This is a genomic window from Microbacterium sp. SORGH_AS_0428 (genome assembly GCF_031453615.1).
Lineage (GTDB): Bacteria > Actinomycetota > Actinomycetes > Actinomycetales > Microbacteriaceae > Microbacterium.
In genome coordinates this window covers 322,735-346,294 of sequence record NZ_JAVIZT010000001.1, presented here as the reverse complement: position 1 = coordinate 346,294, position 23,560 = coordinate 322,735, and the positions used below count along the sequence as shown (strand labels likewise).

20 protein-coding genes are annotated in these 23,560 nt (G+C 70.5%); 14 read left to right on the top strand and 6 right to left on the bottom strand.

Annotation, left to right across the window (positions count from 1 at the left end):
- Positions 1-51: 51 nt before the first annotated feature.
- Positions 52-1,611, top strand: a complete 1,560-nt coding sequence (locus QE374_RS01735) for a Rieske 2Fe-2S domain-containing protein (RefSeq protein ID WP_309731651.1) — start codon at positions 52-54, stop codon at positions 1,609-1,611.
- An 82-nt stretch (positions 1,612-1,693) separates the two neighbouring features.
- Here the strand turns inward: QE374_RS01735 and QE374_RS01730 are convergent, their stop codons facing one another.
- The 6 genes from QE374_RS01730 to mvk form a co-directional block, all read right to left on the bottom strand.
- Entirely contained in the window at positions 1,694-2,860 is a 1,167-nt protein-coding gene (locus tag QE374_RS01730; RefSeq protein ID WP_309731649.1) for a hydroxymethylglutaryl-CoA synthase, read from the bottom strand.
- Positions 2,857-3,903 carry a hydroxymethylglutaryl-CoA reductase gene (locus QE374_RS01725; protein ID WP_309731647.1) on the bottom strand — a complete coding sequence of 349 codons (1,047 nt, stop codon included), beginning with the start codon at positions 3,901-3,903 and terminating at the stop codon, positions 2,857-2,859. The genes QE374_RS01730 and QE374_RS01725 overlap by 4 nt, the downstream gene beginning before the upstream one ends.
- Positions 3,893-4,981: a type 2 isopentenyl-diphosphate Delta-isomerase gene (fni, locus tag QE374_RS01720; protein WP_309731645.1), complete on the bottom strand. Its 1,089-nt coding sequence runs from the start codon at positions 4,979-4,981 to the stop codon at positions 3,893-3,895. Before fni ends, QE374_RS01725 begins: the two co-directional genes overlap by 11 nt.
- Positions 4,978-5,856, bottom strand: coding sequence for a phosphomevalonate kinase (locus QE374_RS01715; protein ID WP_309731643.1), 879 nt, complete (start codon positions 5,854-5,856; stop codon positions 4,978-4,980). The genes fni and QE374_RS01715 overlap by 4 nt, the downstream gene beginning before the upstream one ends.
- A gap of 210 nt (positions 5,857-6,066) precedes the next feature.
- Positions 6,067-7,035: a diphosphomevalonate decarboxylase gene (gene mvaD / locus QE374_RS01710; protein ID WP_309731642.1), complete on the bottom strand. Its 969-nt coding sequence runs from the start codon at positions 7,033-7,035 to the stop codon at positions 6,067-6,069.
- Positions 7,032-8,024 carry a mevalonate kinase gene (gene mvk, locus QE374_RS01705; protein ID WP_309731640.1) on the bottom strand — a complete coding sequence of 331 codons (993 nt, stop codon included), beginning with the start codon at positions 8,022-8,024 and terminating at the stop codon, positions 7,032-7,034. The genes mvaD and mvk overlap by 4 nt, the downstream gene beginning before the upstream one ends.
- Before the next feature lie 124 nt (positions 8,025-8,148).
- Here mvk and pyrR point away from each other — a divergent pair, with 124 nt between their 5' ends.
- The 13 genes from pyrR (at position 8,149) to QE374_RS01640 (ending at position 23,548) form a co-directional block, all read left to right on the top strand.
- Positions 8,149-8,679 (top strand): bifunctional pyr operon transcriptional regulator/uracil phosphoribosyltransferase PyrR, encoded by a 531-nt coding sequence (gene pyrR, locus QE374_RS01700; protein WP_309731637.1) that lies wholly within the window; start codon positions 8,149-8,151, stop codon positions 8,677-8,679.
- On the top strand, positions 8,676-9,644 hold the full coding sequence (locus QE374_RS01695; protein WP_309731635.1) for an aspartate carbamoyltransferase catalytic subunit: 969 nt from the start codon (positions 8,676-8,678) through the stop codon (positions 9,642-9,644). The genes pyrR and QE374_RS01695 overlap by 4 nt, the downstream gene beginning before the upstream one ends.
- Positions 9,641-10,951, top strand: a complete 1,311-nt coding sequence (locus QE374_RS01690; protein ID WP_309731633.1) for a dihydroorotase — start codon at positions 9,641-9,643, stop codon at positions 10,949-10,951. Before QE374_RS01695 ends, QE374_RS01690 begins: the two co-directional genes overlap by 4 nt.
- Positions 10,948-11,460 (top strand): hypothetical protein, encoded by a 513-nt coding sequence (locus QE374_RS01685; RefSeq protein ID WP_309731632.1) that lies wholly within the window; start codon positions 10,948-10,950, stop codon positions 11,458-11,460. Before QE374_RS01690 ends, QE374_RS01685 begins: the two co-directional genes overlap by 4 nt.
- A complete protein-coding gene (carA, locus tag QE374_RS01680) occupies positions 11,457-12,611 on the top strand; it encodes a glutamine-hydrolyzing carbamoyl-phosphate synthase small subunit (RefSeq protein ID WP_309731630.1) in 1,155 nt (384 codons plus the stop codon). The genes QE374_RS01685 and carA overlap by 4 nt, the downstream gene beginning before the upstream one ends.
- Positions 12,611-15,898, top strand: a complete 3,288-nt coding sequence (carB, locus tag QE374_RS01675; protein WP_309731628.1) for a carbamoyl-phosphate synthase large subunit — start codon at positions 12,611-12,613, stop codon at positions 15,896-15,898. Before carA ends, carB begins: the two co-directional genes overlap by 1 nt.
- The gene (pyrF, locus tag QE374_RS01670; RefSeq protein ID WP_309731626.1) at positions 15,895-16,755 is read left to right on the top strand and encodes an orotidine-5'-phosphate decarboxylase; all 861 of its coding nucleotides are present in this window, start codon (positions 15,895-15,897) and stop codon (positions 16,753-16,755) included. The genes carB and pyrF overlap by 4 nt, the downstream gene beginning before the upstream one ends.
- The gene (gene gmk, locus QE374_RS01665) at positions 16,748-17,662 is read left to right on the top strand and encodes a guanylate kinase (RefSeq protein WP_309731624.1); all 915 of its coding nucleotides are present in this window, start codon (positions 16,748-16,750) and stop codon (positions 17,660-17,662) included. Before pyrF ends, gmk begins: the two co-directional genes overlap by 8 nt.
- Before the next feature lie 54 nt (positions 17,663-17,716).
- On the top strand, positions 17,717-17,971 hold the full coding sequence (gene rpoZ / locus QE374_RS01660; RefSeq protein WP_137416980.1) for a DNA-directed RNA polymerase subunit omega: 255 nt from the start codon (positions 17,717-17,719) through the stop codon (positions 17,969-17,971).
- Positions 17,972-18,062: 91 nt separating this feature from the next.
- A complete protein-coding gene (metK, locus tag QE374_RS01655) occupies positions 18,063-19,256 on the top strand; it encodes a methionine adenosyltransferase (protein WP_309731621.1) in 1,194 nt (397 codons plus the stop codon).
- A 1-nt stretch (position 19,257) separates the two neighbouring features.
- The gene (locus tag QE374_RS01650; RefSeq protein WP_309731620.1) at positions 19,258-21,258 is read left to right on the top strand and encodes a primosomal protein N'; all 2,001 of its coding nucleotides are present in this window, start codon (positions 19,258-19,260) and stop codon (positions 21,256-21,258) included.
- 8 nt (positions 21,259-21,266) lie between these two features.
- Positions 21,267-22,187 (top strand): methionyl-tRNA formyltransferase, encoded by a 921-nt coding sequence (gene fmt, locus QE374_RS01645; protein WP_309731617.1) that lies wholly within the window; start codon positions 21,267-21,269, stop codon positions 22,185-22,187.
- Positions 22,184-23,548, top strand: coding sequence for a transcription antitermination factor NusB (locus QE374_RS01640; RefSeq protein WP_309731616.1), 1,365 nt, complete (start codon positions 22,184-22,186; stop codon positions 23,546-23,548). The genes fmt and QE374_RS01640 overlap by 4 nt, the downstream gene beginning before the upstream one ends.
- Positions 23,549-23,560: the final 12 nt, after the last annotated feature.

The following is a 23,560-nucleotide window of genomic DNA, read 5'->3' as shown; positions in this document are numbered from 1 at the left end:
CGGGACACACAGCCGCCGCTGCCTAGACTCGAACGCGGAAAGGACTCTTCTATGCGCATCACGGGTCTCGGCCACGCGGGCATGTTCATCGAGACGGCGGGCGGCAGCATCCTCTGCGATCCGGTCATCGGCCCCTCGTTCTTCGGGTCGTGGTTCCCGTTCCCCGACAACCGGGGGCTCGATTGGGAGCGCTTCGGGAAGGCGGACTTCCTCTACATCTCGCATCGTCATCGCGATCACTTCGACCCGCGGCTGCTTCAGCGGTACGTGCGCTCGGACATCCCCGTACTCCTGCCCGACTACCCGACGGACGATCTGGAGCAGGATCTGCGCGCTCTCGGCTACGAGAACATCGTCTACACGCAGTCCGGCGTTCCGCTGCAGTACGGCAAGCTCTCGGTCATGGTGACCCCGCTGCGCGCGCCGAGCGACGGCCCCATCGGGGACTCGTCGTTGAGCGTCGACGACGGATCCGCCTCCGTGCTGAACCAGAACGACTCGCACCCTCTTGATCTCGAGAAGCTGCTGGCGTTCTCCAAGCCCGATGCGTACTTCACACAGGTCTCGGGAGCGATCTGGTGGCCGATGGTCTACGACCTGCCGCAGGACGCGAAACAGAACTTCGCGAAGCTCAAGCGCGACGCTCAGAACAAGCGCGCGATGTACTACATCGAGAAGGTCGACGCGGAGCACGTGTTCCCGATGGCCGGACCGCCGATGTTCCTGCGCGAGGAGCTGTTCCGCTACAACGGGCTCGGTCTCGAGAACGACTCGATCTTCACCGACCAGAGCGAGTTCCTGGCGCACATGGCTGAGCTCCGCCCCGAGCAGAAGGGCTACCTGTTCGTCCCCGGCACGCAGGTCGACCTGAATGACGGGGCGATCGAGGTCACCCAGACCCTCTACACCGAGGCCGAGATCGAGCGCATGTTCGCCGACAAGTGGGCCTACCTCGCCCAGCAGCGCGACAGTCGTCAACAGGAGATCCGCGACGAGGAGGCGAGCCGCGCCGCGGTGCTGCCGCCGGCCGAGATGTTGGCCGCCATCAAGGAGTGGTGGGAACCGCTCCTGCGCAGAGCCCGCACGATCCGCAACGGCGTGGGAGGCAACGTCCGATTCCGCATCGGCGATCTGGACATGGTGGTGGACTTCCCGAAGGCGAAGGTTCGCGAGTACGCGGGGGAGGAGTGCATCTACTGGTACACGATCCCGGCCGACCTCGTGTCGACGAACATCGCCGACCACGAGATCGACTGGTCGAACTCGATCTTCCTGTCGATGCAGTTCGAGGTCGGACGCAGCGGCAAGTTCAACGAGTTCCTCACGACATTCCTCAAGTGCCTCTCACGTGACCGCATCGAGTACGTCGAGAACTGGTACGCCGAGCAGTCCGATCAGACCGAGGACGCCCAGCTGGGCGACTGGGTGGTGCAGCGCCGCTGTCCTCACCTGCGCGCGGATCTCACGAAGACCGGCAAGATCGAGGACGGCGTGCTCACGTGCAGCCTGCACGACTGGAAGTGGGACCTCACGAGCGGGCGCTGCCTGACGACGCAGGGGCACCCGATCCGCGCGTCGCACGCCACCGCCGAGGTCGCCTCCGGCGTCTGACCCGGGGCGCGTACCGCCTCGCCCGCTCGTCGGCCGGAGCCGGCTGCCCGGCCGGCGAGCGAGGCCATCTCGCAGCGGGTGCTCAGGCCTGGTCGGCGGAGTACTGGCGGGCGCGCCCCCGCACGCCGGCGAAGTGGTACGGCCACGGGGACTGTGCCGGTACGGTCACGTCCTGCCGACTTCCGAGGTGGGCCGCCGCGTGCAGCGCACGGTACGCGGGCACGTCCACACGCGTACGGGCAGCGAGCAGCTTCGCGGTCTCGTCGGCCCGGGTGTGCTCGCGGTAACCGGGCTGCACGACGCCGGCGAAGAACTCGCTGACGCTGCCGGAGCCGTAGCTGAACATCCCCACACGCTTGCCGCTGAGGTCGTCGTCTCCATCGAGCAGAGCGGCGAGCCCGAAGTACAGCGACGCCGTGTACGAGTTGCCGATGCGCCGGTTGTAGAGGGTGGAGCGCAGGTAGCGGTCCTCCGCAAGCTCCGTACCCAGGTGCTCGGCGAGACGGCGATGCGCCTTGGCCGCCATCCGCGTGAAGGGCTGGTGGTGTGTGAAGACGTCGATCTCATCGACGTCCACCCCGCCATGGGAGCGGTAGTCGTCCCACGCTCCGATGAAGCCGTCGAGGTACGCGTCGATGGACAGCTTGCCGTCGACGACGGCGGTCACGCTGTCGTTGGGGCGCCAGAAGTCGTCGACGTGGGCGGTGTGCAGTCCGGTTGCCGGCTCGATGCTCAGCAGCGCCGGATTCGCGGTGACCAGCATCGCGACCGCTCCGGCGCCCTGTGTCGGCTCGGCGGCGGAGTCCAGCTCGTAGCGCGCGATGTCGCTCGCGATGACGAGGACCTTCGATCCTGGCTCGCGCGCGACGAGCCCCGCAGCCGCCTGCAGTGCGGCGGTCGCGGAGTAGCAGGCCTGCTTGAGTTCGATGACCCGGCTCGTGGAGGGCAGACCCAGCAGGTCGTGCACCCAGACGCCGGCCGACTTGGACTGGTCGACGCCGGACTCGGTCGCGAAGAAGACCGTGCGGATACCGTCGACGCCGTGCCGGTCGATGATGCGCCGGGCCGCGCTCGCGCCCATCGTGACGATGTCCTCGTCCGGGCCGGGAACGCTCATCTGGTCCTGGCCGAGCCCGATGTGGAACTTACCCGGATCGACGCCCGTCGCCGCCGCGAGGTCGTCGAGTTCCAGCACGTGGCCGGCGGTGGCGACCGCCAGGTCGTGGATACCGATCAGGGGCGCGGTCATCGCGTGGCCTTTCCGTTGCGCTCCAGCTGGAGGTGGGAGGTCATGAGTTCTCCGGGGTTGGTCTGGGCGGCCAGCAGCGAGAGCTCGCCGCAGAGCACGGTCGCCGCCACGAGGGCGGCCAGGCGCCGCGCGTTCTCGCCCGACTCGCGCTCCTCGCGGCATCCGAGGCGGGTGAGCGCCTCCTCGACCTGCGGGAGGTCCTTGCCGTTGCCGACCGTGCCCACGATGAGCGTGGGCAGCGTGCAGGAGAAGTACAGGTCGCCGTCGCCGCGGACCTCCGCCCACGTGATCCCCTGCGAGCCCTCGACGATGTTGGCCGCGTCCTGACCGGTCGCGAGGAAGATCGCGAGCAGCATGTTCGCGTAGTGCGCGTTCGCCGAGCGCAGCGCTCCCGCGATCGTGGAGCCGACGAGGTTCTTGCGTGTGTTCAGCTCGACGATCCGCGCCGCGGTGGAGCGTAGCTGCGTCTGGACGAGCTCTGCCGGGATGAGGATGTCGGCGACGACATTGCGACCCCGGCCGAGGATGCCGTTGACGGCGGTCGCCTTCTTGTCGGAGCAGTAGTTGCCGGAGATCGATCCGTACTCCAGCTCGGGATGCCACTGCAGGATCTGCGTCATGAGCGACTCTGCAGCCAGCGTCACCATGTTGTGCCCCGACGCATCGCCGGTCGACAGAGCGAAGCGCACGAAGAGCAGGTTGCCGACGACTTCGGTGTCGACATCGAGCAGCCGGGCGTGCCGGCTCTGGGCGGCCACAGTGGCTGCCAGCTCAGCGAAGCGGCCTCGGATGTCGCGTCCGGCGCGGACGGCGGTCGCGGCGTCGACGGCGGTGAACAGCGAGGAGCGCGTCATCCGCTCGTCCACGACCGTCACCCGGATGCCGTCGTCGATCAGGCGCGAGATGCGCGCACCGCGCCCGACGGAGGGCCAGAGGGGACTCTCGTAGGTGGCGAGGGGAACCTCCTGCTCTCCCACGACGTCGCCGCTCAGACGTAGCGGACCGACCCAGCGGGTGGGTAGGGGAGTGAACTCACCGGTCATTCCGGCTCCTTCCAGGTGCGCTGAGCGCATCGGATCGATGCGCCAGCGAGGTGATGTCGATCGCGCGTGCTCGCGCGAAGTCGGCGGTCTCGCCGCCGATGATCAGATCCGTCCAGACCAGGTCCGCACTCGTGCGCGCACCGAGGACGGTCAGGAGGGCTCGGAGCTGGGTCTTCCATGCCTCGAGCGCCACCGACAGGGCATCCGAGCCCCCGTCGAGGACGATCCGCAGGAAGGTGCCGGATACACCGACGGCTCGTGCGCCGAGGGCGAGGCCTCTGACGATGTCGAGAGGCGTGCGCACTCCTCCGGAGGCGAGCAGCGGAGGCGCGTCCGAGGGGGCGTCGAGCAGACACTCGACGGCGCTCTGTCCCCATCCGGCCAGGTAGCCGAAGTCGGCACCGGCTCGGCGCGCGTTCTCGATCTGCACGAAGTCGGTTCCTCCGCGGCCGGCGACGTCGGCGGCGGAGACCCCGATCTCACCGAGGACGGACAGGGTGCGTCGACTGAGACCGAACCCGACCTCCTTGACGACGACGGGGACGTCGACGGCTGCGACGATGCGCTCCAGAGAGGCGACCCAGTGGCCGAAGGAGCGTCCACCCTCCGGCATCACGATCTCCTGCACGGCGTTCACGTGGATCTGCAGGGCGTCGGCGTCGATGAGCTCGACCGCGCGACGGGCGTCATCCGCTGAGCGCTCGATGCCGATGTTGGCGAACAGGAGGCCGTCCGGGTTCTCCTCGCGCAGCACGCGGAACGTCGGCGCCGCATCCGCATCGTCGAGTGCGACGCTCATCGAGCCCGAAGCGATCGGGACACGCGCTGCCGCGGCGGCGCGGGCGAGCGCGCGGTTGATCTCGCCCGTGCGGGCGCTGCCGCCGGTCATCGCGTTGATGTAGAACGGCGCGGACCAGTGCCGCCCTGCCACCTCGGTGTCGAGCGCCACCTCGGCGGCATCGATGCCGGAGAGGGCGTGGTGCAGGAAGCGGACGTCGTCGAAGCCGTTGCCGGCGACGAGTGGATGCTGAGCGGCGGCGAGCCGCACGTGATCGTCCTTGCGGTCCGCGGCGCTCACGGCGCTCCTCCCTCTGCGGGGGACACCGACAGTGTCAGTCGCCGGATGTCGCGTTCCTCCCAGTCGCGGAGCATGCCGGCGATGTCGGCGTCCTCCGGTGCCAGCACGATGCCGCAGTCGCCGCCGCCGGCGCCCGAGGACTTCGCCGCCGCCCCGGCCGCTTCCGCCGTGTCGCAGAGCGCGGCGAGCGCATCCGTCTCGATGGCGACACCGGCGCTTCGCCCGAGGCGGCGCAGCAACCGCCGCGCCCGGCGGACGGCGTCGAGTGTGGCGGTGTCGTCGGCGTCGTCCAGGGCTCGCGCCAGGTCCGTCACGCACGCGCGGGAGTCGAGCAGGAACGCCGGGTAGTCCATGGCGCCGGAGCCGTCTCGCACCGCGTCGACGAGCCGCTCGGTGGATGCCGGTCGACCGGTCCAGCCGACGAGGAAGCGGAGGGACGCGGGCGGCGCGAGGCGGGCGATGTCCAGCGAATCCCACCCGCGCGACGCCAGCAGATCGGCGACCGACGCCTCCGCGTCGAGTGATGCTCGAAGCACTTCGCGATCGGGCGAGCGATAGGAGATCCAGCCGCCGAACGCGCTGGCCGCCAGGTCGCCCCCGGAAGCCTGGGGAGCGACACGGATGGTGGCCAGCAGGGCCAGGCGGTACACATCGCGTCGGGAGAGCGCGAACCCGTAGAACTCGTCGATCGCGCGGATCGTCGCGATCGTGACCGCCGCGGACGATCCGAGACCGAACTTCCGGCCGGACGCGTCGTCGAGTCCGCTGTCGATGCGCAGGTCGTAGTACCGCGCCGGCAGACCGCGCTCGGGAACGCAGGCGCTCGGCGAGGGTGATGGCGGCGAGCACGTACTCGTAGGGATGATGCTCGGCATCGATCGTGAGCCCATCACCCGCCCGGCCCCACACCAGGGGAGTGCGGCCGAACTCGGGCGAATGAACGCTCCCGGAGTCCGCACTGGGCGTGAGTCGGACCGTCAGGTAGCGATCGACGGCGACGAGCACGGCGGGCTCGCCGGGAGTCACGACCGCGTACTCGCCCGCGATGAAGAGCTTGCCCGGCGCGCGGACGACGATCGGCGCGGTCATCCGACGGACCTTCCGCCGACCACCAGCCCGGGTCCCGGCAGCGCGACGACCGTCTCGGCGAGCGCGCCGAGCTCGCCCGCGACGGATTCCGCGTCCGCGGCGCGGCACAGGGCGACGACGTTCGGGCCCGCGTCCGCTGTCGCGTACGATTCCAGGCCCGCGTCGCGCAGCGCCGCCACGCGGTCGAAGAGCGCGATGCTCGTCGGGGACAGGTAGCGGATGGACGGTGCCGAGGCCTGGATCACGGCGTGCATCCGAAGGGCGTTGTTCTCGGTCAGACGTCCGAGCTGCGCCACATCGCCCTCGACGCACGCGCGCCGCGCCTCCTCGAGCGTCGCCGCTGTGGAGGTGATCCACGCGGGATAGAAAGGTGAGGTATCCGCCGTGCGGCGCATCGCTTCCCGGCTGGAGACCTGCTTCTCGCCGCTGTCGACGATCGCCACGACCATCGCGAGATCCGCCGGCGCCGGCAGCGGTTCGGCGTACGACTGCTCGTCGTCGCCGGCGTGCCAGAGGGCGAAGCCGCCGAAGATCGAGCGTGCGGCGGAACCCGAACCGCGACGGGCGAGTCTGCTGAGCTCCCGCGCGCTCAGCTGCAGTCCGTAGGCGGATGCGGCGGCACCGGCGAGTGCGGCGAAGCCGGCCGCGGAGGACGCGAGTCCCGCTGCCGACGGCACCGTGTTGTGCGACTCCACACGCGCGCGCAGCGCTGAACCGGAGAGCCCGCGCACGAGGTCGAGGAAACGCGCCGTGCGCTCGGCGGGGACCCCCGACTGCTCTCGGCCGTTGAGCACGAACACGTCGGTGTCCAGCGCGTCGTCCACCACGACGGTCGTGGTCGTGGGAAACACGCCGAGCGTCATCGACAGGCTGCCGGTCGCCGGCAGGTTGAGCGCCGGGTCGGCCTTGCCCCAGTACTTCACCAGCGCGATGTTCGGATGCGCGATCGCGCGTGCCTCGGTCATGTCGTCGCCTCCACCGTGGTGGTCCAGGTCGCGGCCGCTCCCGCGGCGCGCAGGGCACCGGCGACGTCGGCGGCGCTTTCGTCGTCTCGGGTCAGCACGAGGACGCATCCGCCGCGACCGCCGCCGGTAAGTTTCGCTCCCCAGGCACCGTGTGCGCGCGCCGTGGCGGCGAGTTCGTCGAGTGCCGGGTCGCCCACACCCAGACGATCGAGCGCCGTGTGACCCCGGTCCATGACGGCGCCCAGGCTCCGGGCATCACCGGTGGCGAGGTGCGTGCGGGCGTCGCGGGTCAGCTCACCCAACTCGTCGAGGAGGGCCGTCGTTCCCCGCGGGTCTTCATCGTGACGCGCGCGCACACTCGCGACTGCTTCTCTCGTGCGGCCGGCGACCCCGGTGTCGGCGATCACGAATGTGAGCGGCGCGGCCACGGCGACGGGCGACACGGCTCCGTCCTCGAACCAGATCGGCGCGCCGGCACGCACGGCGTGCGCGTCGAGACCGCTCGGCGACACGTGAGCGACACGCTCGGCCCGCTGGATCAGCTCGTGCTCGGCGGCAGCATCCAGAACGGTCCCGAACGCCGCGGCGACCGCGCGCACGACGGCGGCGGCGACGGCGGCCGAGGAGCCGACGCCGCGCTCGGCAGGCAGGGTGCTCGCGATACGGAGATCGATCGACTCACCGGCGGCGCCGACCGCCTCGAGCGCTGCGGCGGCCGCCATGGCCGTGGGACCGAGGCGTGCGGGTGCTGCGGCGAGGGGTCCGTCGTACAGGTCGCTGTGCAGGTGGCTCGGAGCGCTCGACCGGCGCACGTCGGCTCGCACCTGAAGGGCGGAGAGCGGAATGGCGAGCGCGGGCCGTGCGTAGACGACAGCGTGCTCGCCGAGGAGGATCGCCTTGCCGGATGCCCGCCCGCTCGCTGCGGCAGTGGGGGTCGGCGTCGCCGGCGCATCGGATGGGCGCGCGGGACGGGCGGAAGAACTGGTCATAGGAACGCACGCGAGCCTAACAGCGTCCGCGCCACCGGGCGCGGAGCCGGCCGTCTGCGATAGTCTGTACACAAACCAGAGCAACCTTTAACCCCGTCCTGTGAGGCGGAGAAGGGAGCGGCGGATGAGCACGCGAACCGTGCTGCATGAGGCCGACATCGCCAGAGCCCTGACTCGGATCTCCCACGAGATCCTGGAGTCCAACCGCGGTCCGGAAGGGCTGGTGATCCTCGGCATCCCGACCAGAGGGGTGCCCCTGGCCCGCCGCATCGGCGCCCTCGTCGCCGATTTCGGCGGAGCACCGGTGCCCGTGGGCGCTCTCGACGTCACGATGTACCGGGACGACCTCGCGAGCAACCCCACCCGTGCGCCGCATCGCACCGAGATCCCCGCGGGCGGCATCGACCACCGCACTGTGGTTCTCGTCGACGACGTGCTCTTCTCCGGTCGGAGCATCCGGGCCGCTCTCGACGCACTGCAGGACATCGGACGCCCCGCGGCGGTGCGGTTGGCGGCGTTGATCGATCGAGGCCATCGCGAGCTTCCGATCCGCCCGGACTTCGTCGGCAAGAACCTTCCGAGCGCGCGCGACGAGCGCGTCAACGTCCGCCTCGCCGAGACCGACGGCGTCGAGGAGGTGACGATCGAGTCATGAGGAACCTCCTGGACACCCGCACGCTCGACCGTGAGCAGGCCCTGCGCATCCTCGACGTCGCCGAAGACATGGCGGACACGCAGCAGCGCGAGATCAAGAAGCTGCCGACTCTGCGCGGCAAGACGGTGGTGAACCTCTTCTTCGAGGACTCGACCCGCACCCGGATCTCCTTCGAGGCGGCGGCCAAGCGCCTGTCCGCCGACGTCATCAACTTCTCGGCCAAGGGCTCGAGCGTGTCGAAGGGGGAGTCCCTGCAGGACACCGCCCAGACGCTGCAGGCCATGGGCGCGGATGCGGTCGTCATCCGACACGGCGCCTCCGGGGCTCCTCGGACACTCGCCACGAGCGGCTGGATCACCGCCGGCGTGGTCAACGCCGGCGACGGCACGCACGAGCACCCCACCCAGGCTCTGCTGGACGCGTTCACGCTGCGCAAGCGCCTGTTCGGTGCCGACAGCCGGGGGCGCGACCTCTCGGGAGTGTCCGTCACGATCGTCGGCGACATCCTGCATTCGCGCGTGGCGCGCTCCAACGTGTGGCTGCTGCACACCCTGGGAGCGCGGATCACTCTCGTCGGGCCGCCCACCCTCATCCCGCAGGACGTGTCGGCGTGGCCCGCGTCGATCGAGTACGACCTCGACCGTGCCATCGCCGCGGGCCCGGACGCGCTCATGATGCTGCGTATCCAGCTCGAGCGGATGAACGCGGCGTACTTCCCGACCGAGCGCGAGTACGCGAGAGCCTGGGGCTTGGACGGCGAGCGTCTCGACGCGCTGCCGGCCGATAGCATTGTCATGCACCCTGGGCCGATGAACCGCGGGCTGGAGATCTCCGCTGCGGCGGCGGATTCGCCGCGATCCACGGTGCTCGAGCAGGTCACCAACGGCGTATCCGTGCGGATGGCCGTGCTGTACCTGCTGCTTGCGGGCGAACGCCCCGCCTCCGAGAAAGAAGGTGCGTCATGAGCGGAACGTACGTGATCCGCGGTGTGCGGCCGGTCGGCGCCGCCGCGGTCGATCTCGTCGTCGCGGACGGCCTGATCCAGGAGATGGGCAGCGGACTCAGCCGAAGCGGGGCCGAGGTCATCGACGCCGACGGTCTGGTCGCACTTCCCGGCCTGGTGGATCTGCACACGCATCTCCGGGAACCCGGCTACGAGGCATCGGAGACCATCCTCACCGGCTCCAGGGCGGGCGCCGCCGGCGGGTACACGGCGCTGTTCGCCATGCCGAACACATCGCCCGTCGCCGACACGGCCGGGGTCGTCGAACAGGAGCTCGCGCTCGGTGAGGCCGCGGGCTTCGTCGACGTCCAGCCCATCGGAGCGGTCACGGTCGGTCAGAAGGGCGAGCGGCTGGCGGAGCTGGGCGCGATGGCCCATTCCCGGGCGCGCGTGCGCGTGTTCAGCGACGACGGCTTCTGCGTCTTCGATCCGCTCATCATGCGTCGCGCCCTCGAGTACGTGAAGGCGTTCGACGGCGTGATCGCCCAGCACGCGCAGGACCCGCGGCTGACCGAGGGCGCCCAGATGAACGAGGGCGCCGTGTCCGCCGAGCTGGGGCTCACCGGGTGGCCGGCGGTCGCCGAGGAGTCGATCATCGCCCGCGATGTCCTGCTCGCGGAGCACGTCGGCTCGCGTCTGCACGTCTGCCACCTCTCCACAGCCGGCAGCGTTGACATCATCCGCTGGGCGAAGAAGCGGGGCATCACGGTGACCGCAGAGGTCACCCCGCACCACCTGCTGTTGACCGAAGAACTCGTTCGCGGGTACGACGCGCGGTTCAAGGTGAACCCGCCGTTGCGGCGGGACGAGGACGTGCAGGCGGTCCGGGAGGGCCTCGCGGACGGCACGATCGACATCGTCGCGACCGATCACGCACCGCATCCCGCCGAGGCGAAGGCCTGCGAGTGGCAGGCTGCGGCCAACGGCATGGTCGGACTCGAGAGCGCCCTGCGCGTCGTGCACCACGCCATGGTCGAGACGGGTCTGCTCGACTGGCCGGACGTCGCGCGCGTCATGAGCAGTGCACCGGCCGCGATCGGCCGCCTGCAGGGACACGGCCGTCCGCTCGCCGTGGGCGAGCCGGCTCATCTGGCTCTGTACGACGACGGTGTGCGCGCGACGTTCGCCGTCGACGACCTCCGTGGCCGCAGCACCAACTCGCCCTACCTCGGGCGTGAGCTGCCGGGTTCGACGCGCTGGACGTTCCGCGCCGGCGTGGCGACGGTGCGTGACGGCGTCGTGGTGGATGCGGCGGAGGTGCGCGCATGAGCCGGGAGGGCGCGCTGCTGGTCATGCTCGCCGTGGCTCTGCTGCTCATAGGCCTCATGCTCTGGGGCTGGCTGCGGCGCGTCCGACGAGACAGCGGCCTTGCCGCGCCGCTCGGATCGCCGCCCGCCGATGCGGACGTGCTCGCACGCTTCGCGGGCCTGTACGTGGCGACGACCGCGCACGACACCGCCCTGGAACGCCTCGCCGTTCGAGGACTCGGATTCCGCGCCAAGGCCGACCTCCTGATCACCGACGCCGGCGTGGCACTGCTTGCCCACGGCGGCGAGCCGGTGTTCATCGACAGAACGCGACTCGTGTCCGCGCAGCAGGCCACCGTCACGATCGACCGTGTGGTCGAGCGCGACGGGCTCGCACGCCTCACCTGGCGCATCGACGACGAGCTGCTCGTCGACTCCTACTTCCGCCCGCAGGACGCCTCGGCACGCGCGGTCGCCGCCGCCCTCGACGCGATCCTGCCCCACCCCACCTCGACGGGAACCGACGTATGACTCTCTTCCGCACCGGACCGGCCGTCCTCGTCCTCGAGGACGGCACACGCCACACCGGCCGCGCCTACGGCGCCACCGGCACCACTGTCGGCGAGGTCGTCTTCGCCACCGGCATGACCGGCTACCAGGAGACCCTCACCGACCCCTCCTACGCGGGACAGATCGTCCTGCAGACCGCGCCGCACATCGGCAACACCGGTGTCAACGACGAGGACCCCGAGTCGCGGCGCATCTGGGTCGCCGGGTACATCGTGCGCGACCCCTCGCGGGTCGTCTCCAACTGGCGTGCCGACGAGTCGCTCGACGACGCGCTGACGAACGACGGCATCGTCGGCATCAGCGGGATCGACACCCGTGCCGTGACGCGCCACATCCGCTCCGCCGGCAGCATGCGCGGCGGGATCTTCTCGGGCGACGCCGCCGCGATCGAGCCCGAGGAGCAGCTTCGCATCGTGCGCGAGGCGCCGGCGATGGCGGGGCAGAACCTGTCCGCATCCGTCTCCGTGGTCGAGACCGAGATCACCCCCGCGACCGCGGAGCGCGTCGGCAACCTCGCCGTGCTGGACCTCGGTGTCAAGAAGGCGACGATCGACAACCTCGCCGCTCGTGGATTCGACGTGCACGTGCTGCCGCAGACGGCCACGATCGAGGAGATCCGTGCGATCGATCCCGTCGCGGTGTTCTACTCCAACGGTCCCGGTGACCCGGCGGCGTCCGCCGATCACGTGGAGCTGCTGCGCGCGGTCCTCGATGACCGCCTGCCGTTCTTCGGCATCTGCTTCGGCAACCAGCTGCTGGGACGCGCATTGGGCTACGGCACGTACAAGCTGCCCTTCGGTCACCGCGGCATCAACCAGCCCGTCATGGACCGCACGACCGGGCGCGTGGAGATCACCGCGCACAACCACGGTTTCGCCGTGGACGCGCCGCTGGACGGCGTGAGTGACAGCCCCAACGGCTACGGCCGCGTCGAGGTCAGCCACGTCGGCCTCAACGACCAGGTCGTCGAGGGCTTGCGCGCCCTCGACATCCCCGCGTTCAGCGTGCAGTACCACCCGGAGGCCGCCGCCGGCCCGCACGACGCGAACTACCTCTTCGACCGGTTCCGGGACATGGTCATCGCCGAGCAGAGCAAGAAGGACACCAAGTAATGCCCAAGCGCGACGACATCCGCTCCGTCCTCGTCATCGGCTCCGGCCCGATCGTCATCGGTCAGGCCTGCGAGTTCGACTACTCCGGCACCCAGGCGTGCCGCGTGCTGCGCGCCGAGGGCGTGCGCGTGATCCTGGTCAACTCCAATCCGGCCACGATCATGACGGACCCCGACTTCGCCGACGCGACCTACATCGAGCCCATCAACTGGCGGGTCATCGAGACCATCATCGCCAAGGAGCGCCCCGACGCGATCCTGCCGACACTCGGCGGCCAGACAGCGCTCAACGCGGCGATCGATCTGCACAAGAACGGTGTGCTGGAGAAGTACGGCATCGAGCTCATCGGCGCCAACTTCGAAGCCATCAACAAGGGCGAGGACCGCCAGATCTTCAAGGAGCTGGTGCTCGAGGCCGGTGCGGATGTGGCCGCCTCCGTCATCTGCCACTCCATGGACGAACTCCTCGCCGGCGCCGAGAAGCTCGGCTACCCGCTCGTGGTGCGCCCCTCGTTCACCATGGGCGGACTCGGATCGGGCTTCGCGTACGACGAGGCAGACCTGCGCCGGATCGGCGGCGCCGGTCTGCACGACTCTCCCACAAACGAGGTGCTCCTCGAGGAGTCGATCCTGGGCTGGAAGGAGTACGAGCTCGAGCTCATGCGCGACACCGCCGACAACACGGTGGTCGTCTGCTCGATCGAGAACGTCGACCCCGTCGGCGTGCACACGGGCGACTCGATCACCGTCGCCCCGGCGCTCACGCTGACCGACCGCGAGTATCAGAAGCTGCGCGACATCGGGATCGAGATCATCCGTCGCGTGGGTGTCGACACCGGCGGCTGCAACATCCAGTTCGCCGTCGACCCGGTGACTGGTCGCATCATCGTGATCGAGATGAACCCGCGCGTCTCGCGTTCGTCGGCGCTGGCGTCCAAGGCCACGGGATTCCCGATCGCCAAGATCGCGGCGAAGCTCGCGATCGGGTACCGCCTCGACGAGATCCCGAACGACATCACGAAGGTGACCCCGGCGAGCTTCGAGCCGACGCTGGACTACGTCGTCGTCAAGGTGCCGCGGTTCAACTTCGAGAAGTTCCCCGCGGCGGACACGACTCTCACGACGACCATGAAGTCGGTCGGTGAGGCGATGGCGATCGGCCGCAACTACGCGACGGCTCTTCAGAAGGCGCTGCGATCCCTGGAGAAGCGCGGCTCCAGCTTCCACTGGGGCGACGAGCAGCGCTCGGTCGAGGAGCTGCTGGAGATCGCAGCGACCCCGACCGACGGCCGTATCGTCGTGCTGCAGCAGGCCATGCGCAAGGGCGCGACGATCGAGCAGGCCTTCGAGGCGACGGCGATCGACCCCTGGTTCCTCGACCAGATCGCACTCATCAACGAGGTGGCCGAGTTCGTGCGTGCGGCCGGGGAGCTCGACGCCGAGGTGCTGCGGGTCGCGAAGGAGCACGGCTTCAGCGATCTGCAGATCGCCGAGCTGCGCGGCATCGGCGAGGCCGAGGTGCGCGGCATCCGTCACGGGCTCGGGCTGCGGCCCGTCTACAAGACGGTCGACACGTGCGCCGGGGAGTTCCCCGCTCTCACGCCGTACCACTACTCGAGCTACGACGCCGAGACCGAGGTGTCGCCCTCGGATCGCACGAAGGTCGTCATCATCGGCTCGGGCCCCAACCGCATCGGTCAGGGCGTGGAGTTCGACTACTCGTGCGTTCACGCGAGCTTCGCGCTCTCGGATGCGGGCTACGAGACGGTCATGATCAACTGCAACCCCGAGACGGTCTCGACCGACTACGACACGAGCGACCGGCTGTACTTCGAGCCGCTCACGCTCGAGGACGTCCTCGAGGTGCTGCACGCCGAGGACGCCTCGGGCGAGATCCTCGGCGTCATCTGCCAGCTCGGCGGTCAGACCCCGCTGGGCCTGGCGAAGGGCATCGAGGCTGCGGGCTACCGCATCCTGGGCACGAGCCCCGCCGCGATCGACCTGGCGGAGGAGCGCGAGCTGTTCTCGCGCCTGCTGGACGACGCGGGCCTGGTCGCGCCGCGCAACGGCACCGCGATCGACGTCGAGGGTGCGGTGAGCGTCGCCGAGGAGATCGGCTACCCGGTGCTGGTCCGCCCGAGCTTCGTGCTCGGCGGCCGGGGCATGGAGATCGTGTACTCGACGGAGGCGCTGCGCGACTACTTCGTCCGCATCGCCGACGCGGCCATCATCGGCCCCGGGCTGCCCCTGCTCGTCGATCGGTTCCTCGACGACGCGATCGAGCTCGACGTCGACGCCCTGTTCGACGGTGAGCAGCTGTACATCGGCGGCGTGATGGAGCACCTGGAAGAGGCCGGCATCCACTCCGGTGACTCCTCCTGCACGCTCCCGCCCGTGTCGCTGGGCCGCACCGACGTGGACCGGGTCCGCGAGGCGACGCTCGCCATCGCCCAGGGCGTGGGGGTGCGCGGACTGCTCAACGTGCAGTTTGCCATCAGTGCGGGTGTGCTTTATGTGATCGAGGCGAACCCGCGCGCGAGCCGTACGGTGCCCTTCGTCTCCAAGGCGCTCGGCATCCCGCTCGCGAAGGCGGCCAGCCGCATCATGGCGGGCAGTTCCATCGCCGAGCTCAAGACCGAGGGGATGCTGCCCGAGCAGGACGGCTCGCGCGTCCCGCTGGACGCGCCCGTCGCCGTCAAGGAGGCCGTGCTGCCCTTCAAGCGGTTCCGCACGAAGGACGGTCAGACCGTCGACTCCGTGCTCGGCCCCGAGATGCGCTCGACCGGTGAGGTCATGGGATTCGACCGCGACTTCCCGACGGCGTTCGCGAAGAGCCAGCAGGCCGCGTACGGCGGCATGCCCCTGTCGGGCACGGTGTTCATCTCCGTCGCCGATGCCGACAAGCGCGCCGTGATCCTGCCGGCGCACCGCCTCCAGGAGCTCGGCTACGAGCTCGTGGCCACGGAGGGGACGGCGGAGATCCTCGCCCGCAACGGCATCGCCGTGCGCACCGTCAACAAGTATTCGGCCACGCAGGAGACGGGGGAGACGAACATCGTCGACCTCATCAACGCGGGCGAGATCGACATGATCGTCAACACGCCCAGTGGCGGCTTGGCGCGGGCGGACGGGTACGAGATCCGCGCGGCCGCGGTGGCCGCGGACAAGGCCCTGTTCACGACGATGGCCGTGCTCGGCGCCGCCGTCAGCGCGCTGCCCGTGCTGCGCGAGGGGTTCGACGTGAAGAGCCTCCAGGAGTACGCGGTGGAGCGGGCGGCGCGCGCGTGAGCGCAGCCGGTTTCGGAACGCGGCTGCAGGCCGCGCTCGACCAGTACGGGCAGCTGTGCGTGGGGATCGACCCCCACGCACAGCTGCTGCGCGCCTGGGGCCTCGGCGAGGATGCCGCCGGGGTGCGCGAGTTCGGCCTGCGCGTCGTGGATGCGGCGGCCGGGCGAGTGGGCGTCGTCAAGCCGCAGGTCGCCTTCTACGAGCGGTTCGGGTCGGCGGGCTACGCCGCGCTCGAGGATGTGCTCCAGGCGGCGCGGGATGCGGGCCTGCTGGTGATCGCCGACGCGAAGCGCGGTGACATCGGTACGACGATGGACGGCTACGCCGCCGCGTGGCTCGAGCCGGGTTCGCCCCTCGAAGCCGACGCGCTCACCCTCAGCCCGTATCTCGGACCGGAGTCGCTGCACGAGACCATCACTCGCGCGATCCGGGCGGACAAGGGCGTGTTCGTGCTCGCTGCGACGAGCAACCGTGAGGCCGCGGCCGTCCAGACCGCCATCACGGTGGATGCATCCGCGGGCGACGACGAGCCGATCGCGGCCCGCGTCGCTCGCGAGGTCGGTTCCTACAACGTAGGAAGCGCGGGCGCCCTCGGACCCGCCGGCGTGGTGGTGGGGGCGACGCTGCAGCGCACATCGTTCGGACTCACCGACATGGTGCTGGCCGGCACGCCCATCCTGGCGCCGGGCTTCGGTGCGCAGGGTGCTCAGCCGTCGGATCTCGGCGCGCTCTTCGGCTATGTCGCGGCGCAGGTCGTCGCCAGCGAGAGCAGGAGCATCCTGTCGGCCGGTCCCGCCCGCCTCGTCGCCCGCATCGACGAGAGACGCGCGCTCTATTCGGAGGTTCGCCGTGGTTGACAGTCGAACGCCCCCGGAGGTCGACCGGGCCGCCGCATCGCGACGTGCCGTCGAGGCGCGTCGTGCCCGTGCATCCCTCAAGCGAGACCTCGCCACGCGCGTGATCAGCGGTCAGGAAGTGCTGCGTCGCGCGGTGGCCGACCCCGCATCCGCCTCAGGAACGCTGCGCGTGCCGGAGTTCCTCACCTCCCTGCCTGCCATCGGAGAGGGCAAGCGCGACCGCATCCTCGCCGAGCTCGGCATCTCGCCCGTCAAGCGCCTCGGCGGTCTCGGGGTGCGCCAGCGCGCCGCGCTCCAGCAGTGGCTCGACGGGCGACTCCCGGAACCGCAGCCGCGCGCCGCCCGCAGCCGCCTTCTCGTCCTCGCCGGCCCGACCGCGGTCGGCAAGGGCACCGTGGCTGCGCACATCCAGGAGCATTATCCGGAGATCCTCCTCTCGGTCTCGGCGACCACGCGCCCGCCCCGTCCCGGCGAAATCGACGGGACGCACTACTTCTTCGTCGACGACGCCGCCTTCGACGATCTCATCGCGCGCGGAGAACTGCTGGAGTGGGCGACCGTGCACAACAAGTACCGGTACGGCACGCCCCGCGGGCCGATCGAACGCGCGTTGGCCGATGGTCGCACGGTTCTGCTGGAGATCGATCTGCAGGGCGCGAGGCAGGTGCGGGCGGCCGCACCGGATGCCGCACTCGTGTTCCTGCTCCCGCCCAGCTGGGACGAGCTTGTGCAGCGTCTGGTCGGGCGAGGCACCGAGGATGCCGAGGAACGCACGCGACGCCTGCGCACCGCGCGGGTGGAACTGGCGGCTCAGGGGGAGTTCGACTACCGGGTCGTGAACGCAGAAGTCGCCGAGGCGGCGCACGAGGTCGTAGAATTGACGAAGGCTTCCGCGCGTCCGTCGTGATGCGTCGTCGTCGAACGACTCTCCGCCGACATCCCCGAACCAGGAGGTACCGCCATGGCTGGGACCAACCAGGGCATCATCGAGCCCCCCATCGACAGCCTTCTCGACAAGGTCGACTCGAAGTACCAGCTCGTCATCTACGCATCCAAGCGGGCGCGTCAGATCAACGACTACTACTCCGATCTCCACGAGGGCAACCTCTTCGACAACGTGGGTCCGCTCGTGGACTCCACGATCGAGGACAAGCCGCTGACGATCGCGCTGCACGAGATCAACGAGGACAAGCTGCGGCTGCGTCACGCCGAGTGATCTGATCACCTCGACGCTCCCCCCGGCACTCCCGTGTCCGGGGGGAGCGTCACAGTGAGGGGTGTCCCTCACGTCTCGAGTGGGAGTTGCGATGACCGAGCTGCGTCTGTTCACGTCCGAGTCCGTCACCGAAGGGCATCCGGACAAGATCTGCGACCAGATCTCCGACAGCATCCTCGACGCGATCATCGCGGAGGATCCGACCGGCCGTGTCGCCGTCGAGACACTGGTGACGACGGGTCTCGTGCACGTCGCCGGTGAGGTGTCCACGCGTGCCTACGTCGAGATCCCCGCGATCGTGCGCGATGTCGTGAACCGCATCGGATACACCTCGAGCGACACCGGCTTCGACGGCGACTCGTGCGGCGTCTCGGTCTCGATCGGCGCGCAGTCCTCGGACATCGCGGCCGGCGTCAACCAGGCGTTCGAGCAGCGCGAGGGGCGATCGGTGGATCCGCGCGACGAGCAGGGCGCCGGGGACCAGGGCATCATGTTCGGTTTCGCCACGACCGAGACGGCACAGCTCATGCCCATGGCGGCGTGGACCGCGCACCGGATGGCGGAGCGCCTGGCCGCGGTGCGCCGGTCCGGCACCCTCGAGTTCCTCCGTCCCGACGGCAAGACGCAGGTCACTCTGGGCTACGACGGCCACACGCCCAAGACGGTGGAGTCGGTCGTGCTGTCGACGCAGCATCATCCCGACATCAGCCAGGACGAGCTGCGCGAGCTGGTGCGTCGGGAGGTCATCGATCCCGTCCTCGCGGACACCGGGCTCGACACACCGGATGTGCAGTACTACATCAACCCCGCCGGCCCCTTCGTGACCGGCGGCCCCAAGGGGGATGCCGGGTTGACCGGCCGCAAGATCATCATCGACACCTACGGGGGCGCGGCACGCCATGGCGGTGGGGCCTTCAGCGGGAAGGACCCGTCCAAGGTCGACCGCTCCGCCGCGTACGCCATGCGCTGGGTGGCCAAGAACGCGGTCGCGGCGGGTCTCGCCGAGCGCCTCGAGGTACAGGTCGCGTACGCGATCGGCAAGGCGAGTCCCGTGGGCCTCTACGTCGAGAGCTTCGGCACGGGGCATGTGAGCGACGAGACCATCACGGCGGCCATCCTCGACGTCTTCGACCTGCGCCCCAAGGCCATCATCGACCAGCTGGATCTGCTGCGTCCCATCTACTCGGCCACCGCCTCCTACGGTCACTTCGGCCGCGAGCTCCCCGAGTTCACCTGGGAACGTCTGGACCGCGTCGACGAGTTGCGCGCCGCAGCCGGGCTCTGAGATGATCGGGGCAGCCGGCCCCGCTCGGCCCGTCGCGCGCGTGCTGCTCGACTCGCCGCTGCCGCAGCTCGATCGCCTCTTCGACTACGCGATCCCGCCGGAGTTCGACGAGGACGCCGTGCCCGGGGTGCGTGTGCGCGTACCGCTGCGCAGCGCCGGCCGCGTCGTCGACGGGTTCCTCGTCGAACGCGGCGAGGAGACGGACCACGAGCGTCCGCTCTCGGAGCTCGACAGCGTGGTCTCGCCGATGCCCGTCCTGCCTCCGAGTCTCTACAATCTCGCCCGGCGCGTCGCCGATCGAGCCGCGGGCTCCGCATCCGACGTCCTCCGCCTCGCCGTGCCGAAGCGGATGGTGCGTGCCGAGAAGGCATGGCTGCACTCGCCCGAGCCTGTCGTCGAGGCACCCCATCCCGACGCGGTGAAGACCGCCGAAGAGGTCCTCGCGGCCTTTCCGCACCTGGCCGAGGGCATCCGCGCCGGTGAACGCCTCGCCGTGGATGCGACGCCGCGTGTCGTGGAGCTCGCGGGGGGCGGCACGGTCGGATCGTGGGCGGTACTGATCGCCGCCGCGGCGACCATCACCCTCGCGGCGGGGCGCAGCGTCGTCATCGTCGTTCCCGACCACCGCGATCAGGAGCAGGTGATGACCGCGCTCGCGGGGCGCGTGCCGCCGAACGCGCTCGTGCAGTCCGATGCGCGGCAGACCGGGCCCTCACGCTACGGTGCGTATCTGCGCACCCTCGCGGCGGCTCCCTGCATCGTGGTCGGAAACCGATCCGCCGTCTACGCGCCCACGAGCGACACGGGTCTCGTCGTGATCTGGGACGATGGCGATCCGTTGCTCGCAGAGCCGCTCAGCCCCGGTGTGCATGCGCGCGACGTGGCACTGCTGCGGCAGGAGAGCGAACAGAGCGCCTTGCTCGTGCTCGGCCACACGCGCACCACGGATGTCGAGCGGCTGGTCCAGATCGGGTGGTTCCGCCACCTGGCGGCGGCACGTCGGGTGACGCCGCGCGTCGTCCTGACGGCGACATCCGACGCGGTCGCGCACGCACGCATCCCGTCCACGGCGTTCCAGGCCGTGCGCGACGCGCTGATGGAGGGACCGGTCCTGGTCCAGGTCGCGCGCCCCGGGTATGCGCCGGTGGTGGTCTGTTCCTCCTGCCGAGCACCCGCGCGCTGCCCGCACTGCTCGGGTCCGCTCCGCGTGCGCAGACAGGGCAGGCCCCCGGAATGCGCCTGGTGCGGACGCGGCATCGCCGGCTGGCAGTGCACCGTGTGCGAGGGGCAGCACCTGCGCCTCGCATCGTCGGGGAGTGAGCGCACCGCGGACGAGCTCGGTCGGGCGTTCCCCGGGACGCGCGTGATCGTGGCCGACGGCGACCATCCGGTCGCGCGCGTCGAGCACCGCCCCGCTCTGGTCATCGCGACCCGGGGGGCGGAACCGATCGCGGAAGGCGGGTACCGCGCGGTGCTGCTCCTGGACGGCGACCGGATGCTGCTCGCCGAGGATCTGCGCATCGGCGAGTCGTGCCTGCGGTGGTGGTCGAACGCCGCGGCCTTGACGGCGCCGGGTGCGCCCGTGCTGCTCACAGGGGTCGCCGGTCCGCTCGCTCGCGCTCTGGCGACGTGGACGCAGGCCGCTTACGCCCGCTCGGAGCTGGCCGACCGTGCGGTGCTGCATCTGCCGCCCGCGGTGCGGGTCGCCGTCGTGGAGGGCGAGCCGCGAACCGTCCACGACGCGCTCGCGCAGCTGCGGGCCGAGGTCCCCTCCCTCGACCCGGACGCCGTGCTCGGGCCTGCGGAGATCCTCGGGGAGGACCCGCCCCGCTCTCGCGCCCTCGTGCGCTTCGACTACGGCCACGGCAAGGCCGTGACGGGCGCGCTGCGGGCGGCGGTCGTCGCCGACGCCGTCCGCGCGCGCCGTGCGCGCGGCCGGGCCCCCGCGCGGAGCCGGAATACACTCAGAGTTCGGGTGGACGTGCCCGATCCCGAGCTGTGAGGAACCCGATGCGTCTTGTCTTCGCGGGAACGCCCGAACCCGCCGTCGCTTCGCTGCGCGCCCTGGCCGCCACCGATCATGATCTCGCTTGCGTCGTCACGCGCCGTGACGCGCCCGTGGGGCGCAAGCGCGTGCTCACGGCGTCGCCCGTCGCCACCGTCGCCGCCGAACTGGATCTCGACGTGTTCAAGACCGATCGTCTGGATGCGGAGGCGACCGAGCGCATCGCGGCGCTCGAACCGGATCTGGGCGTGATCGTGGCGTACGGCGGCCTCGTTCGGCAGCCGCTGCTGAGCACGCCGCGACTCGGATGGATCAACCTCCACTTCTCGCTGCTGCCGCGCTGGCGCGGAGCCGCGCCCGTGCAGCGGGCGCTCATCGCCGGAGACGGCGAGATCGGCACGAACGTCTTCCAGCTGACCGCGGGTCTCGACGAGGGCGATGTATACGGCGGCACCCGCTACCGCATCCCCGCGACGGCCACCGCAGGACGCGTCCTGGAGGATCTCGCGCGAGACGGCGCTGCGGTGCTCGTCGACGTCGTCGACCAGTTGGCAGCGGGTACGGCCCGCGGAGTCCCGCAGATCGGGGAGAGCACGTACGCGGCAAAGCTGACCGCGGAGGACGGCCGTCTGGACTGGACGCAGTCGGCCGACGCTGTGCTGTCGCGTTTCCGCGGCACGACACCCGAACCGGGCGCCTTCACGACGCTCGACGGCGTGCGCGTCAAGATCCACGACATGCATCGAGCGGAGCACACCGCAGCCTTGGCGCCCGGGACGATCCGTGCCGCGCAGTCCGAGGTGCTCATCGGCACCTCCACCGACCCCGTCGCGCTCGTACGCGTGCAACCGGCGGGGAAGGCGGCGATGGCCGCGGGCGACTGGCTTCGAGGCCTCCGCGCGGCGGAGGGGCTGGTGGCGTCGTGAGCCGTTCAGATCCGCGGCGCGTGGCCTTCGACACGCTGCGCGCCGTCGCGGCATCCGATGCGTACGCGAACCTGCTTCTGCCGGTCGAGATCGCACGCGCCGGACTCGACGCGAAGGACGCGGCGCTCGCGACCGAGCTGACTTACGGGACCCTCCGGCGCCTGGGCACCTACGACGCGATCATCGAGGCGGCGGCGGGGCGTCCCACCGACGAGATCGACGAGGATGTTCTCGATGCCCTGCGGCTGGGCGCGCACCAGCTGCTGTCCACTCGGATCGCCTCGCACGCGGCCGTGCACGAGACGGTCGCGCTCGTGCGCGAGACGATCGGCGCAGCGCCGACGGGATTCGTCAACGCCGTGCTCCGGCGGATCTCCCGTGACACGCCGGGGGAGTGGCTCGCCCGCATCGAGGCGGCGGCGCGTTCGGACGACGAACGACGGGGACTCGCATATGCGCACCCGGTCTGGGTGATCCGCGCCTTCCGACGGGCGCTGGCCGCGGAGGGGCGCGCCGACGAGCTCGAAGACCTGCTGCGCGCGGACAACGCGTCGCCGCGGGTCTCACTGGCGGTGCTCCCGGGTCTCGCCGACCGGCCCGCCGAGCTCGCTCCGACGCGGTACTCGCCCGTGGGCGCGCTCTCCGCGGGCGGTGATCCCGAACCGGTGATCCGCGCGGCCGGCGGCCGCATCCGCGTGCAGGACGAGGGCTCGCAGCTGGCAGCGCTCGCGCTCAGCCGTGCCGTGCCGGTGACCGCGGGGGAGCGGTGGCTCGATCTGTGCGCGGGGCCCGGCGGTAAGACGGCCCTGCTCGCCGCAGAGGCCCTGGCCGGTGGTGCGCTGCTGGAGGCGAACGAGATCGCGCCGGCACGGGCCGGCCTCGTGCGTCAGGCTCTTGCGGGTGTGCCGGCCGATATCGCGGTGAGCGAGGAGGACGGGCGTTCGCGGGCCGGTCGAGCCCGTTACGACCGCATCCTGGTGGATGCGCCGTGCACGGGCCTGGGTGCGCTGCGCCGGCGACCGGAGGCGCGCTGGCGCAAGTCCCCGGCGGATGTGGCGGCACTCGCGCAGCTGCAACGGGAGCTGCTGGAGAGCGCCCTCGATGCGCTCACGCCGGGCGGCATCGTCGCCTACGTCACGTGCTCGCCCCACCTGGCCGAGACGAGCGCGGTCGTGGCCGAGGTGCGTGAGCGCCGAGGCGACGACATCGAGGAGCTCGATGCCCGCGCCGTGCTGCAGGGCCTGGCGAGCCACCCCCTCGACCTGCCGACGCCCGCCGACGGCACGGGACGCGCCCAGCTGTGGCCACATCGTCACGGCACGGACGCCATGTCGATCTCGCTCCTTCGGCGACGCGCGTGAGCGTCGCCGATA